This window comes from Yersinia pekkanenii, from assembly GCF_001152565.1.
GTDB classification, from domain to species: domain Bacteria; phylum Pseudomonadota; class Gammaproteobacteria; order Enterobacterales; family Enterobacteriaceae; genus Yersinia; species Yersinia pekkanenii.
Genome location: NZ_CQAZ01000006.1, coordinates 1 through 14,538, shown reverse-complemented (window position 1 = coordinate 14,538; position 14,538 = coordinate 1). Strand labels below are relative to the sequence as shown.

Here is a 14,538-nt window from a genome sequence, read left to right as displayed (position 1 = left end):
TATGTCCGAGCAAGTACAAGGCCATCAAGTACAAGACAATAGCGCCGTATTGGTGCACTTCACTCTGAAATTGGAAGATGGCTCAACGGCTGAATCAACCCATATTCATGGCAAGCCAGCGCTGTTTCGGTTAGGTGATAACAGCCTTTCCGATGCGCTGGAGCAACAGTTGATGGGTTTGAAAGTAGGCGATAAGCACGCTTTTACCTTGCAACCTGAAGATGCGTTTGGTTTGGAAAGCCCAGATCTGGTCCAGTATTTTACCCAACGTGACTTTGCCCAAACCGGCGTGCCAGATGCCGGTACCATCATGTTGTTTACCACCCGCGATGGCAGTGAAATGCCAGGTGTGGTGCGGGAAGTTGCAGAAGAGTCCATTACTGTTGATTTTAATCACCCGTTGGCAGGGCACACCATCAGCTTTGAAATTGAAGTGCTGGAGATTGACCCCCAACAGGAGGTAATGCATGCAGATATTGCTGGCTAATCCTCGCGGCTTTTGTGCCGGAGTTGATCGGGCTATCAGTATTGTTGAACGCGCGATCGAGATGTACGGCGCGCCAATTTATGTGCGTCATGAGGTGGTACATAACCGTTATGTGGTTGATAGCCTGCGTGAACGCGGTGCCATCTTTATCGAGGAAATATCAGAAGTGCCCGATGGCTCTATTCTGATCTTCTCGGCTCATGGCGTGTCGCAAGCCGTTCGAGCTGAAGCCCGTGCGCGTGAGCTAACGATGCTGTTTGATGCGACCTGCCCATTGGTGACCAAAGTTCATATGGAAGTCGCGCGTGCCAGCCGCAAGGGTAAAGAGGCTATCTTGATAGGCCATGCAGGTCATCCTGAAGTGGAAGGGACCATGGGGCAGTACAGCAATCCGAAAGGCGGGATGTACTTGGTTGAATCACCTGATGATGTTTGGGCGCTGAAGGTTAAAGACGACAATAATCTGTGTTTTATGACACAGACGACGTTGTCGGTAGACGATACCTCTGCGGTTATCGATGCTTTACATCAGCGTTTTCCGAAGATTGTCGGCCCTCGTAAAGATGATATCTGCTATGCCACGACCAACCGACAGGAAGCGGTGCGGAATCTGGCGAATGAGGCTGATCTGGTGCTGGTGGTGGGTTCAAAAAACTCATCTAACTCTAACCGTTTGGCTGAGTTGGCGCAACGAATGGGTAAGCCGGCTTATTTGATTGATTCTGCGGCTGATATCCAAGAGCACTGGTTACAAGGAGCGGTGCGTATTGGTGTTACTGCTGGCGCATCGGCACCGGATATTCTGGTACAGCAGGTAATTGCACGCTTACAAGTTCTTGGGGCCAGTGATTCTATCGAGCTAAGAGGCCGCGAAGAAAATATTGTCTTCGAAGTACCCAAAGAATTACGTGTTGAGATTAAACAAATCGACTAAGTCATTTGTTGGTTAGCTGAAAATGTATTCGTTAAGTAATAATAAGTAGCCCTGGTGGCTGCTTGAGGTTAATGACAAAACCAGTATCAAGCCAAGTGTGTGAAGGGGCGACTGTCCCTAGGGGCGCTTCGGTCGCTGATGCGACTACGACCCCAACGGAACATTTCCCCTTTAATCGACTTTGTTAGCCGTCTGAAGCAGCCCTGGTGGCTGCTTTTTTTAGAGCAAAAAGAACGTACCGTATTTTTCTAACTACGACCCCTATTAATATTAACGCTAAGCATTACTCAATGGAGAGTGACTCATGGCTAAAATGAAAGATGTCGCTCAGAGGGCGGGGGTTTCGGTCGCAACAGTTAGCCGCGTTATTAATAATACTGCATATGTAGAACCGGGTACCCGAGAACGTGTTGAGAAAGCCATGCGTGAGTTCAACTATCAACGTAATGCCGCTGCTCTTGCTTTGGCAAAAAGAAGTGGGAATATGCTGGGCTTACTTACCGGTAATCTGGCCGACCCATTCTTCTCTCGTTTAGCGCGTGGTGTCGAAGAGGTTGCCCGTAAAGAAGGGGCAAAATTGATGGTCTGTAGTGGCGGCCATCAGGAAGAACTTGAAAAGGCAGGTCTCGATTTTTTGATCAATCAAGGGTGTGAGGCTATCGTCGCTCATATCACACGAATGAGTGAGGCCGAAATATTACGTTATGCGGCACATACTCCAGGGCTGGTGCTGATTAATCGCTATTTACCCGCTATAGCCAATCGGTGCGTGTGGTTAGACAATACCAGCGCCTCGCAAACCTCCACCCATTATCTGATCCAGAATGGGCATACAAGAATTGCATATGTCACAGCCGAATTATTAATTGATGACAAAAAACAACGTTTGGATGGTTATCTTGCTGCGATGGCCAGTGCTGGGATCCATGTTCCGGCTGATTGGATTATCAGCGTTCCGTTTGATGAAGAAGGGGGGGAGCTGGCAGCTGAAAAGCTGTTAGCCAGTGGGCATAATTTTACCGCAGTCGTCACATTTAACGATGTAATGGCCGCAGGTATGATGCGCTCATGGCATCAAAGAAATATCCGCCTACCAGACCAGCTCTCGATTGTCGGCTTTGATGATATCGTTTTGGCCCGCTATCTCTATCCATCGTTAACCACTATTCATTATCCGATAGAGCGAATGGCCAGAAAAGCTGCGAGTATCGCGTTACGGTTACATGCTCAAGGTGAATTACCGCCTCAAATAAATATGTTTTCGGCTGAGCTGATTATTAGAGATTCAGTCGCGCGGGTAGAAAAAATTGTCGATTAACAGGCCGATTAACAGGCCGATTAACAGAACTAAAGGTGATTTAGATCACATTTATTTAGCCCATGAAACCGTTTACATGACGCAGTATCCACGCTCACATCCCTCGCCAAATATATTAATTATTCTGTCGTAACTGCCTGCCCTCAACCGGAGTTATATATGGATAACAAAAAAGAGCTAAGTCTGGGACTCGCGTTATTGCCTATTATCGCCATGCTGTCCCTCTTAGTGATCGGATATGGTCAATTTGGTTTGCGGATTGAACCTTTATTACTGCTATCTGCATGTGTCGCCGCTGCGCTGGCTTATTGGCAAGGATATCGCTGGGACGACATTATTAATTCGATTGTGGCAAAGCTAGCTAAAGCTATGCCGGTGATCTTAATTTTAGTTTGCGTCGGGGGGCTGATTGGTACCTGGATGGTTAGCGGGACTATTCCCTACATGGTCTACTGGGGATTAAAGCTTATTAGTCCACAATACATCCTCATCGCCGCCTTTTTTATTACCAGTGTTATTTCTGTCTGTACCGGTACTTCTTGGGGAGCGGCGGGTACTGTCGGCGTCGCTCTTATGGGCGTCGCCGCAGGTCTGGATGTACCATTAGCCGCTGCTGCGGGTGCTGTGGTTTCTGGGGCTTATTTTGGCGACAAGATCTCACCACTCTCCGATTCCACTAATTTTGCGGCTATCGTCGCAGATACCGACCTTTATGGTCATATACAACATTTGATGTATACCACCGTCCCCAGTTTTATTTTAGCCGCTATCGTCTATTTAATTGCCGGCCATACCAACACCATGGGCAGTGTTGCAACACCCGAGAAAGTGACGGAAATCCTTCTGGCATTGGAAAACTTATATCATTTTAATGTGTTGTTGATTTTGCCACCGGTATTGGTCTTGTGGGGGGCGGTTAGGAAGCGTCCGGTGATCCCTGTTATGTTAGCCGGTTGCGCTTTAGCTATTGTCATCGGCATTGTCGTGCAAGGGTTTACGTTAAAGCAGGGGTTTGAAGCTTTAATGGACGGTTTTAATCTGTCGATGTTTTCGGAACGGGGGCATAACGTCGCGGGGATTGTCAGTGATGTTCCTCGTTTACTTAACCGGGGTGGCATGTTCTCAATGATGAGCACCATCCTCTTGGTGTTCTGCGCTTTTTCATTCGCCGGTGCATTAACGCTTACGGGTGCATTGACGGTGATCATCAGTCGATTACTGAAAATTGTGCATACCACCGGTCAGTTGATCGCCGCAACAATTGCGACAACAATTTTAGTGACGGGTGCCACCAGTGATGGAAAGTTAGCTTTGCTTATTCCCGCCGAGTTATTTAAAGACGCCTATCGTGGAATGGGGTTAGATAACAAAAATCTATCAAGAACTATTGAAGATGCCGGTACCGTTATTGAACCACTGATTCCATGGACCGCCGCAGGGATTTACATGGCCACAACGCTTGGGGTGAGTACTCTGGATCTGTTGCCGTGGGCTGTTCAGTGCTATGCCGCTGTATTCTTTGCTCTTCTTTATGGTTTTACCGGTTTTGGTATCGCAAAACTAAAGCCAGAAAGTATCGTTGAAAATCAGGAGGTAGAGCGTGAAACAGCCTAACTTTAACCAAGTGATTGACCGTCATAATACGAGTTCCGTTAAGTGGGATTTTTTAAATCAATACTTACAATTGGATCAATCAGAACTGTTGCCTATGTGGGTCTCTGATTTTGATTTTCGGTGCCCGGATGAAGTGCTGCAAGCGCTGCATAGCCGTGTAGATCACGGCGTGTTTGGTTACAGTGAAAGGGATGAGGGTTACTATCAGGCAGTGATTAATTGGTTTGCTGAACGGCATCAGTTGACGCTGCATCGAGAGTGGTTTACCTCTATTGAGGGAGTCGTTCCTGGCTTGGCTTTACTGATTCAACTGCTTAGTAAACCTGGTGATGGCGTTGTCGTACAAGGACCTTATTATGGTTCATTCGCCAAGATCATATCGATGAATGATAGGCAGGTTTTAGAGAATCCATTGTTAGCGAGTATTGACGGTTATCAAATGGACTATCGCCATTTAGAACAATTGTTTCAACAAGAAAAACCACGTTTATTTCTGCTGTGTAACCCACACAACCCTACGGGAAGATGCTGGCAGGCTGAAGAACTGATCCCGTTATTGGCACTGTGTAAACAATACCATGTGATGGTGCTATCCGATGAGATTTGGGCTGATTTAACGCTGCCTGGTGAAACATTCACGTCGGTATTGCACTTAGGCCCAGAATGGCATGAGCATGTTATCGCGGCGACATCGGCAAGTAAGACCTTTGGTTTATCTTCACTGAGAATTTCAAACTTTCTTATACCAAACCCAGATATTCGCAAAGCATTTATTAATCGCCTGAATGCACATGGTTTAGATGTTTTTAATGCTTTATCTATGACGGCGGCTACCGCAGCGTATAACTACGGTGGCCCTTGGATGGATGCATTACAGGCTTACTTAGCCGAGAACCGGCGTTGGTTTGAACAAGCATTAGCGTATGTCGCACCTTGGTGTCACATGGTTAAGGCGGAGGGGACTTACCTGGCTTGGTTAGATTGCCGTGACTTGGGTTTGGATGATGCAAGGTTAAAACAAGTTCTACTTGATAAAGCGAAGATTGCGGCGTCTATGGGGGAAAGTTTTGGGCCTATGGGATCCGGTTTTATTCGAATCAATCTAGGATGCCCGCGCCGGTATCTGGAAAGTGCGATCGCTGGGTTATCTCAACTGTCGCCATTATAACTGCATGACTATGCGGAATAACCACCAACGGCCAGATTAATCGTGACGGTATCTTATCCGATTCAATAGGGCACTTTCATCTCACTGAAATCCATCTAATAATGGGTTAATGAATGTTATGTAAGGAATTAAGTGGTTTCACTGATAAAAGCACGCCTATATCATTTTTTTCTAATACAGATTAAATAGGCTGGCAGAGTCCATAGCGGGCGGCTAATCTGAACTCTTGTCAGGGTAGATGACACAATATTGGGAGATGTTATGACTGATTCAACAATCCGGATCGCGGTTGTCGGCGCGGGTGGGCGTATGGGCCGGCAGCTTATCCAGGCAATTACCCATACAGACGGTGTTGTGCTGGGCGCTGCCGTCGAGCGCCCAGGTTCCACGTTAGTCGGCAGTGATGCGGGTGAGTTGGCTGGAATTGGCTTACTGAATATTATTGTAAGCGATGATTTAACCAAAGTGATTGGTGATTTTGATGTTTTGATCGACTTTACCCGTCCAGAAGGCACGCTGGAACATTTAGCTATTTGTCACAAAAATGGTAAAGCAATCATCATTGGCACTACTGGCTTTGATGATGCAGGTAAAGCTGCAATCAGTGCAGCAGCATCTGACATTGGGATTGTATTTGCCGCCAACTTCAGTGTTGGGGTAAATGTGGTGTTAAAGCTGCTTGAGAAAGCGGCGAAAGTAATGGGTGACTATACCGATATCGAGATTATTGAAGCACATCATCGGCATAAAGTTGATGCGCCTTCCGGTACGGCACTGGCGATGGGCGAGGCAATTGCTGATTCTTTAGGGCGGTCATTGAAAGATTGTGCGGTGTATAGCCGCGAAGGCTACACCGGCGAGCGTAAACCCCGCACTATTGGTTTTTCGACCATCCGTGCTGGCGATATCGTTGGCGAGCATACGGCTATGTTCGCTGATATTGGCGAACGAGTTGAAATCACCCATAAAGCCACCAGTCGTATGACTTTTGCTAATGGTGCGGTTAAATCTGCCATTTGGCTATCAAAGCATGATAATGGCCTGTTTGATATGCGAGATGTATTGGATCTTAATGAACTTTAACGGTGTAAAGCACAACCAGTGATGTGGTTGTTTTTATCATAATTGTTTGATAATAGGGCAATATTTTATTGTCCTTTTTTATATTTTTTATTAAAAATCATGCTTGATATTATTATTGTTCAATAACTTCTGTTTGTTGTGTTTTTTGTGCTGATTCACCTCCTGAAATCCCTTAATTGAACATCGATGCTGGTTTTCATCGCACCAGAACGATATTTCTCAGTCACTTGCCATCGCAACCGTTTACTATGTTAAGTTAGCATCTGTTTTTGCCGCTATAATCCACTCATTTTAATGAAAACGGTAAAAAACGAAGAAAAAATGGCACTTTGGCTAGACAAAAGCGTTACTCATCATTAAAATGCGCCCAATTTGCCAAAAATTGGCTCTGAGGGCGGTTTTTGCATTGATTTAGATCGCTATATATGAATTAATATGCAAATAATGTGACTGTTTATTCCCTGGAGGATGTTTTGATTAAGTCAGCGCTATTGGTTCTCGAAGACGGAACCCAATTTCACGGTCGGGCCATCGGGGCAGAAGGTACGGCAGTGGGGGAAGTGGTCTTCAATACGTCGATGACCGGTTATCAAGAAATCCTCACTGATCCTTCCTACTCCCGCCAGATCGTTACTCTTACTTATCCCCATATCGGCAATGTCGGCACTAATGCCTCCGATGAAGAATCCTCCGCAGTACACGCCCAAGGTCTTGTTATTCGCGACCTGCCATTGATTGCCAGCAACTACCGTAATGAAGAAGGCTTAGGGGAGTATCTCAAACGTCATAATATTGTGGCGATTGCTGATATCGATACCCGCAAGCTGACACGTTTGCTGCGCGAGAAAGGGGCACAAAACGGCTGCATTATTGTGGGCGATTTATCTGATGCCGCTTTAGCGCTGGAAAAAGCCAAAGCATTCCCAGGCTTGAAGGGCATGGATCTGGCAAAAGAGGTGACCACCCCAGAGCGTTATGACTGGCTACAAGGTAGCTGGACGCTGGAAGGTGACTTGCCAGCAGCGAAACAACCAGAAGATTTGCCATTCCATGTTGTGGCTTACGATTATGGCGTGAAACGCAATATCCTGCGTATGCTGGTGGACCGTGGCTGTCGTCTGACGGTCGTTCCTGCGCAAACCTCAGCAGAAGAGGTTTTGAAGCTCAATCCAGACGGTATTTTCTTGTCCAACGGCCCGGGCGACCCGGAGCCATGTGATTATGCTATTACCGCGATTAAACGCTTCCTCGAAACCGATATCCCTGTATTTGGTATCTGTTTAGGTCACCAACTACTGGCACTGGCCAGTGGTGCGAAGACGGTAAAAATGAAGTTTGGTCACCACGGTGGTAATCATCCGGTGAAAGATTTGGATGCTGATTGTGTGATGATCACCGCGCAGAACCACGGTTTTGCTGTAGATGAAACCACATTGCCATCCAACTTGCGTACCACGCATGTTTCTTTGTTTGATGGTTCTCTGCAAGGGCTTCACCGTACAGATAAAGCTGCGTTCAGTTTCCAGGGCCACCCAGAAGCCAGCCCTGGGCCGCATGATGCCGCGCCGTTGTTTAATCACTTTATCGAACTGATTGAAACTTACCGCGCAACAACTGCAAGCCATACTCATAAATAATCAGGAGCGTCAAACCATGCCAAAACGTACAGATATAAAAAGCATCCTGATTCTGGGCGCTGGCCCAATCGTTATCGGCCAGGCCTGTGAGTTTGACTACTCCGGTGCTCAGGCTTGTAAAGCACTGCGTGAAGAAGGTTACCGTGTCGTTCTGGTGAACTCTAACCCCGCAACTATCATGACTGATCCTGAAATGGCTGATGCGACCTATATCGAGCCAATTCACTGGGAAGTGGTGCGTAAAATTATCGAAAAAGAGCGCCCGGACGCAATTCTGCCTACTATGGGCGGGCAAACTGCGCTGAACTGTGCGCTGGAGCTGGAACGCGAAGGTGTTTTGGCTGAATTCGGTGTCACCATGATTGGTGCCACCGCCGATGCTATCGATAAAGCAGAAGACCGCCGTCGCTTTGATATCGCGATGAAGAAAATCGGTCTGGATACTGCCCGCTCAGGCATTGCGCATAACATGGAAGAGGCATTGGCTGTTGCTGCTGATGTTGGTTTCCCTTGTATTATCCGCCCATCCTTTACCATGGGGGGCAGCGGTGGCGGTATTGCTTATAACCGCGAAGAGTTTGAAGAGATTTGCGAGCGTGGTCTGGATTTGTCACCGACCAAAGAGTTGCTTATCGATGAGTCACTGATTGGTTGGAAAGAGTATGAAATGGAAGTTGTCCGCGACAAAAATGACAACTGCATCATCGTTTGCTCCATCGAGAACTTCGATGCCATGGGCATTCATACCGGTGACTCCATCACCGTAGCACCGGCTCAGACCCTGACTGACAAAGAATATCAAATCATGCGTAACGCCTCGATGGCGGTATTGCGTGAAATCGGCGTAGAAACTGGCGGTTCCAATGTGCAATTCTCGGTTAACCCGAAAAATGGCCGCTTGATTGTTATCGAAATGAACCCGCGTGTGTCCCGCTCTTCCGCTTTGGCCTCTAAAGCCACTGGCTTCCCAATCGCCAAGATTGCCGCCAAATTGGCAGTGGGTTACACGTTGGATGAGTTAATGAATGACATCACCGGTGGCCGTACTCCGGCCTCCTTCGAGCCATCCATTGACTACGTTGTGACCAAAATTCCACGTTTTAACTTCGAAAAATTTGCTGGCGCGAATGACCGTCTGACCACGCAGATGAAATCGGTCGGTGAAGTGATGGCGATTGGCCGCACGCTACAGGAATCACTGCAAAAAGCATTACGTGGTCTGGAAGTCGGCGTGACCGGTTTTGACCCGAAGGTGAGCCTGGATGATCCGGAAGCCCTGACTAAAATTCGTCGTGAATTAAAAGAAGCCGGTTGTGATCGTGTCTGGTATATCGCTGATGCGTTCCGCGCGGGTATGTCGGTTGATGGTGTTTTCAATCTGACTAACGTTGATCGCTGGTTCCTGGTACAGATTGAAGAACTGGTGCGGCTGGAAGAAAACGTGGCGGAATGCGGCATCAATGGCCTGAATGCTGAGTTTATGCGCCAGTTGAAACGTAAAGGTTTTGCCGATGCTCGTTTGGCGAAATTAGTCGGTGCGGCTGAGAGTGAAGTGCGTAAATTACGTTACAAATACGGTTTGCATCCGGTTTATAAGCGTGTGGATACTTGCGCCGCCGAGTTTTCGACTGATACCGCCTACATGTACTCAACCTACGAGGAAGAGTGCGAATCCAATCCAACCAGCGACCGTCCGAAAGTGATGGTGTTGGGCGGTGGCCCGAACCGTATTGGTCAGGGTATTGAATTCGACTACTGCTGCGTGCATGCATCACTGGCACTGCGTGAAGACGGTTACGAAACCATCATGGTGAACTGTAACCCAGAAACAGTCTCGACTGACTATGACACGTCTGATCGCCTGTATTTCGAGTCAGTGACGCTGGAAGATGTGCTGGAAATCGTGCGTATCGAGAAACCACAGGGCGTGATTGTACAGTACGGTGGTCAAACGCCATTGAAATTGGCGCGCGAACTGGAAGCCGCCGGTGTACCGGTTATCGGTACCAGCCCGGATGCTATTGACCGTGCTGAAGATCGTGAACGTTTCCAACAGGCGGTACATCGTCTGGGTCTGAAACAACCTGCGAACGCCACGGTTGCCACCATTGAACAAGCGGTAGAGAAGGCGACGGGGCTGGGTTATCCGCTGGTGGTGCGCCCATCTTATGTCTTGGGTGGCCGTGCAATGGAAATCGTTTATGACGAGATTGACCTGCGCCGTTACTTCCAGAATGCAGTGAGTGTGTCGAATGATGCACCGGTGCTGTTGGATCGTTTCCTCGATGATGCGGTTGAGGTGGATGTCGATGCCATTTGCGACGGTGAGCGGGTGTTAATTGGCGGCATTATGGAGCATATCGAGCAAGCGGGGGTTCACTCTGGTGACTCAGCGTGTTCATTGCCAGCTTATACCCTGAGTAAGGAAATTCAGGATGTGATGCGCCAGCAAGTTGAAAAACTGGCCTTTGAGCTTTGTGTTCGCGGTTTGATGAATGTGCAGTTTGCCGTGAAGAATAACGAAGTTTATCTGATCGAAGTTAACCCTCGCGCTGCCCGTACCGTACCCTTCGTGTCTAAAGCGACCGGTATGCCACTGGCAAAAATTGCAGCCCGGGTGATGGTGGGCCAATCATTGGCAGATCAGGGTGTTTTGGAAGAGATTATCCCGCCTTACTACTCGGTAAAAGAAGTGGTGCTGCCGTTCAACAAATTCCCTGGTGTTGACCCGATTTTAGGGCCAGAAATGCGCTCTACCGGTGAAGTCATGGGGGTGGGGCGTACCTTCGCTGAAGCCTTCTCCAAAGCGATGTTGGGCAGTCAGTCTGGTATGAAAAAGAGTGGCCGCGCGCTGTTATCGGTCCGTGAGGGCGATAAGCATCGGGTGGTTGATCTGGCCGCTAAGCTGCTGAAACAGGGCTTTGAACTGGATGCTACCCACGGTACTGCGGTAGTTCTGGGCGAGGCGGGGATAAATCCACGTTTGGTCAACAAGGTGCATGAAGGTCGTCCACACATTCAGGACCGAATCAAGAATGGCGAATACACTTATATTGTGAATACAACCGCAGGGCGTCAGGCGATTGAAGACTCCAAACTGATCCGCCGTAGTGCTTTGCAGTATAAGGTGCATTACGACACCACGTTGAATGGCGGTTTTGCAACAGCGATGGCATTGAATGCAGATCCAACTGAGCAAGTTATTTCAGTGCAAGAAATGCATGCCAAGATTAAGAATATGAAAGGTTAATGGCAAAACCAGCATAAAATCAGGTGCGTGAAGGGGCGACTGTTCCCAGGGGCGCTCCGGTCGCTTACGCGACTACGACCCCAACGGAACATTTCCTCTTCAATCGACTTTGTCAGTAATCCGTGGGCGATGGAAACATCGCCCTTTTTTATGCTTATTATTTATAAAATCACGCTTTTTAACCATAAACGCAGTGTTTGTTATAAACAGAAGTACTTTTCATAAACAATAGTATTGTTCATAAACAACCTTGGTGAAGATCAATGTTAGCGCGGGTTGTAGGTAGTAGCTTATAGCAAGACAGCTAAAAGCTGGCACCGTTAGCTTAATGCAACTTTGATACCCAGGCCGATCAACAAGCCACCCAGCAATTTATCGACCACTTTTTGCACTTTTGCCAAACCACGGCGTACCGGTGCACTTTGAATCAGGATCACCAGCAGCGGCCACCAGATAACGGCCAGAACCCAGATGATTGAGGCGTACCACAGTTTTTCACCCACGCCGGAGTTGATCTGTAATATTTGTGTGAAAACGGCGAGGAAGAAAAGAGTCGCTTTGGGATTCAATAAATTGCAAAGGTATCCCTGCCAGAATGCGGCTTTCAGCGTGATGGGATACTGCGCGGCGTTATCGATACTGAGTTTACTTTCTCCCCGCGATAGCAGTGCCTGGATACCAATCCAGATCAAATAGCAGGCCCCGGCATATTTCAGCAGATTGAATAGCCAGGGCGTGGTGGTGATAACCACGGCCAGGCCAGCTACGCAATAAGACATATGTGTCGCTACGCCCAAAATCACACCGAGTGCCGTCATCATGGCCGCAGGGCGGCGATAACGGGCGGCATTTTTGATGACCAGAAAAAAATCAGGGCCGGGAGAGAGCATCCCCAATGTTGCAATAGTTGCGACGAATAAAGATGTTTCAAGCATTAGGATTACCGAATGAGAGTGGTGTTGTCTGGCGATAATAACGCCACTTAGTTTTTCCTGCATTATCCTTATGCGATACCTACGGCAGTTTGGTGGTCAGCAGTGATGATATGAGCATTTATCTTTTACGCTTTTGACGGATAGTGATGCACAAATATGAGCCAGGAAAATGTATTAAACAGTGATATTCCCCATCAGCAGCGCGAAATCACACGATTGTGCATCAAATGTGCGTTGTTGCTGTTGCAGCACGGTGCCGAAAGTATGCTGGTTGAGCAGTTATCCGCGCGCTTGGGTATCGCTCTGGGTATGGATAGCGTCGAAAGCTCCATCTCCGCCAATGCAGTTGTTTTGACCACTATCAGCCAGGGGAATTGTCTGACATCGACCCGCAGAAATGTCGATCGCGGTATTAATATGCAGGTCGTGACCGAGGTCCAGCATATTGTCATTTTAGTAGAACACCATTTACTTGATGCTGAGGATGTGGACAAGCGCGTTGAGCATATTAAACCGTTGCGCTATCCACGCTGGCTAGTTGTAGTGATGGTTGCATTGTCGTGTGGTTGTTTCAGTAAATTAAACGGCGGGGGTTGGGATGCATTTTCTATCAGTTTTTTAGCCAGTGGGCTGGCGATGTTTGTACGTCAAAGCCTAACGGCCCGGCATATGAACCCGTTAATTAATTTCTGTATCACGGCTTTTGTCGCCACATCGGCGTCTGGTTTGTTGATGCGTTTACCCTTTTTCCATCAGACATCCAGTGTGGCGATGGCCGCGAGCGTATTGTTGTTAGTACCCGGTTTTCCACTGATTAATGCTGTAGCCGATATGTTTAAAGGGCATGTTAATACCGGTTTGGCGCGTTGGGCGATGGCGAGTTTATTAACCCTATCGACCTGCATTGGCGTGGTATTCGCTATGGCGCTTTGGGGATTACGGGGATGGTCGTGAGTTTACTCTGGGCGTTACTACAAGATATGGTGTTGGCCGCTATTCCGGCACTCGGTTTTGCGATGGTGTTTAATGTGCCTGTTCGTGCATTACGTTATTGCGCGTTACTGGGGGCTATCGGTCATGGTTCGCGCATGCTGATGATTCATTTCGGTATGAATATCGAGCTAGCTTCATTATTGGCTTCAATTATGATTGGCGTCATCGGGATTAACTGGTCACGCTGGCTACTGGCGCACCCTAAGGTTTTTACTGTTGCCGCCGTCATTCCTATGTTCCCTGGGATCTCTGCTTACACTGCGATGATCTCGGTGGTGGAGATTTCTCATCTGGGTTACACCGAGGCATTAATGTCCACGATGGTGACTAATTTCTTGAAAGCCTCATTTATCGTGGGTGCGTTGTCAATTGGTTTATCCTTGCCCGGTTTATGGTTATATCGCAAACGTCCTGGTGTATAAGGTTTTTTTCCTTCTCTGTTTTTGTATCGAGCTAAGAGCAGTCTTATATGTGTGATTAGCCTGCTTATCGCTATCGACGCTTGATTAGGCTTTACGTATAGTGTGAGCAATTTTTCGGTACTGGCTCTTGCAGCCTACAGGGTTTAAAAATGATTATCAGCCTGATCGCTGCGTTGGCAGCGGATCGCGTCATTGGTATGGAAAACGCCATGCCATGGCACTTACCGGCTGATTTAGCGTGGTTCAAACGTAACACGCTAAATAAACCGGTTATTATGGGTCGTAAGACTTTCGAATCCATCGGCCGCCCTTTGCCGGGGCGATTGAATATTGTCATCAGCAGCCAGCCAGGTAGTGATGACCGTGTAACCTGGGCAACGTCTATCGAGGAAGCTCTTTCCTGCGCTGGCGATGCACCAGAAGTTATGGTTATGGGGGGCGGGCGTGTCTATAAGCAATTCTTAGGCCGGGCGAACCGTATGTATCTCACCCATATCGATGCCGAAGTGGGGGGAGACACTCATTTTCCTGACTATGAGCCAGATGAGTGGGAAAGCACATTCAGTGAGTTCCATGACGCAGATGAAGCGAACTCGCACAGTTATTGTTTTGAGATCCTTGAACGCCGCTAATGATAACGGCAACATCAAGTAAGAAAGCGACAGACCTGAGGTTAATGACAAAGTGCTCGGAGCGG

Annotated in this window: 12 protein-coding genes; 11 read left to right on the top strand and 1 reads right to left on the bottom strand. The window is 47.9% G+C overall.

Annotation, left to right across the window (positions count from 1 at the left end; all coding sequences use genetic code 11):
• Position 1: 1 nt before the first annotated feature.
• The 8 genes from fkpB to carB all read left to right on the top strand — a co-directional run bounded on the left by fkpB (position 2) and on the right by carB (position 11,491).
• Complete coding sequence (fkpB, locus tag AEP37_RS04275) at positions 2 to 487, top strand: FKBP-type peptidyl-prolyl cis-trans isomerase (protein WP_049610398.1); 486 nt, start codon at positions 2 to 4, stop codon at positions 485 to 487.
• A complete protein-coding gene (gene ispH, locus AEP37_RS04270; protein WP_049610395.1) occupies positions 468 to 1,421 on the top strand; it encodes a 4-hydroxy-3-methylbut-2-enyl diphosphate reductase in 954 nt (317 codons plus the stop codon). Before fkpB ends, ispH begins: the two co-directional genes overlap by 20 nt.
• A 304-nt stretch (positions 1,422 to 1,725) precedes the next feature.
• Complete coding sequence (locus AEP37_RS04265; protein ID WP_049610392.1) at positions 1,726 to 2,739, top strand: LacI family DNA-binding transcriptional regulator; 1,014 nt, start codon at positions 1,726 to 1,728, stop codon at positions 2,737 to 2,739.
• Positions 2,740 to 2,898: 159 nt separating this feature from the next.
• Entirely contained in the window at positions 2,899 to 4,353 is a 1,455-nt protein-coding gene (gene nhaC / locus AEP37_RS04260) for a Na+/H+ antiporter NhaC (protein ID WP_049610389.1), read from the top strand.
• Positions 4,340 to 5,521: a MalY/PatB family protein gene (locus AEP37_RS04255; protein ID WP_049610387.1), complete on the top strand. Its 1,182-nt coding sequence runs from the start codon at positions 4,340 to 4,342 to the stop codon at positions 5,519 to 5,521. The genes nhaC and AEP37_RS04255 overlap by 14 nt, the downstream gene beginning before the upstream one ends.
• Before the next feature lie 261 nt (positions 5,522 to 5,782).
• Positions 5,783 to 6,604 carry a 4-hydroxy-tetrahydrodipicolinate reductase gene (dapB, locus tag AEP37_RS04250; RefSeq protein WP_049610384.1) on the top strand — a complete coding sequence of 274 codons (822 nt, stop codon included), beginning with the start codon at positions 5,783 to 5,785 and terminating at the stop codon, positions 6,602 to 6,604.
• A gap of 473 nt (positions 6,605 to 7,077) precedes the next feature.
• Positions 7,078 to 8,241, top strand: a complete 1,164-nt coding sequence (carA, locus tag AEP37_RS04245) for a glutamine-hydrolyzing carbamoyl-phosphate synthase small subunit (RefSeq protein WP_049610382.1) — start codon at positions 7,078 to 7,080, stop codon at positions 8,239 to 8,241.
• A 16-nt stretch (positions 8,242 to 8,257) separates the two neighbouring features.
• Positions 8,258 to 11,491 (top strand): carbamoyl-phosphate synthase large subunit, encoded by a 3,234-nt coding sequence (gene carB, locus AEP37_RS04240; protein ID WP_049610379.1) that lies wholly within the window; start codon positions 8,258 to 8,260, stop codon positions 11,489 to 11,491.
• 320 nt (positions 11,492 to 11,811) lie between these two features.
• Here carB and AEP37_RS04235 read toward each other — a convergent pair whose 3' ends face one another.
• Positions 11,812 to 12,426, bottom strand: a complete 615-nt coding sequence (locus AEP37_RS04235) for a LysE family transporter (RefSeq protein ID WP_049610376.1) — start codon at positions 12,424 to 12,426, stop codon at positions 11,812 to 11,814.
• 156 nt (positions 12,427 to 12,582) lie between these two features.
• On the opposite strand from AEP37_RS04235, the gene AEP37_RS04230 reads away from it, so the two are divergent.
• The 3 genes from AEP37_RS04230 (at position 12,583) to folA (ending at position 14,473) form a co-directional block, all read left to right on the top strand.
• Complete coding sequence (locus AEP37_RS04230) at positions 12,583 to 13,380, top strand: threonine/serine exporter family protein (RefSeq protein ID WP_049610373.1); 798 nt, start codon at positions 12,583 to 12,585, stop codon at positions 13,378 to 13,380.
• Entirely contained in the window at positions 13,371 to 13,841 is a 471-nt protein-coding gene (locus tag AEP37_RS04225) for a threonine/serine exporter (protein ID WP_049610371.1), read from the top strand. Before AEP37_RS04230 ends, AEP37_RS04225 begins: the two co-directional genes overlap by 10 nt.
• A gap of 149 nt (positions 13,842 to 13,990) precedes the next feature.
• The gene (folA, locus tag AEP37_RS04220; protein WP_049610366.1) at positions 13,991 to 14,473 is read left to right on the top strand and encodes a type 3 dihydrofolate reductase; all 483 of its coding nucleotides are present in this window, start codon (positions 13,991 to 13,993) and stop codon (positions 14,471 to 14,473) included.
• Positions 14,474 to 14,538 lie beyond the last annotated feature (65 nt).

What these genes read in the sequence shown, in the direction of transcription:
- fkpB (WP_049610398.1), top strand. Translation starts at nt 2, where the DNA reads ATGTCCGAGCAAGTACAAGGCCATCAAGTACAAGACAATAGCGCCGTA.
- ispH (WP_049610395.1), top strand. Translation starts at nt 468, where the DNA reads ATGCAGATATTGCTGGCTAATCCTCGCGGCTTTTGTGCCGGAGTTGAT.
- AEP37_RS04265 (WP_049610392.1), top strand. Translation starts at nt 1,726, where the DNA reads ATGGCTAAAATGAAAGATGTCGCTCAGAGGGCGGGGGTTTCGGTCGCA.
- nhaC (WP_049610389.1), top strand. Translation starts at nt 2,899, where the DNA reads ATGGATAACAAAAAAGAGCTAAGTCTGGGACTCGCGTTATTGCCTATT.
- dapB (WP_049610384.1), top strand. Translation starts at nt 5,783, where the DNA reads ATGACTGATTCAACAATCCGGATCGCGGTTGTCGGCGCGGGTGGGCGT.
- carB (WP_049610379.1), top strand. Translation starts at nt 8,258, where the DNA reads ATGCCAAAACGTACAGATATAAAAAGCATCCTGATTCTGGGCGCTGGC.
- AEP37_RS04235 (WP_049610376.1), bottom strand. Translation starts at nt 12,426, where the DNA reads ATGCTTGAAACATCTTTATTCGTCGCAACTATTGCAACATTGGGGATG.
- AEP37_RS04230 (WP_049610373.1), top strand. Translation starts at nt 12,583, where the DNA reads ATGAGCCAGGAAAATGTATTAAACAGTGATATTCCCCATCAGCAGCGC.
- AEP37_RS04225 (WP_049610371.1), top strand. Translation starts at nt 13,371, where the DNA reads ATGGTCGTGAGTTTACTCTGGGCGTTACTACAAGATATGGTGTTGGCC.
- folA (WP_049610366.1), top strand. Translation starts at nt 13,991, where the DNA reads ATGATTATCAGCCTGATCGCTGCGTTGGCAGCGGATCGCGTCATTGGT.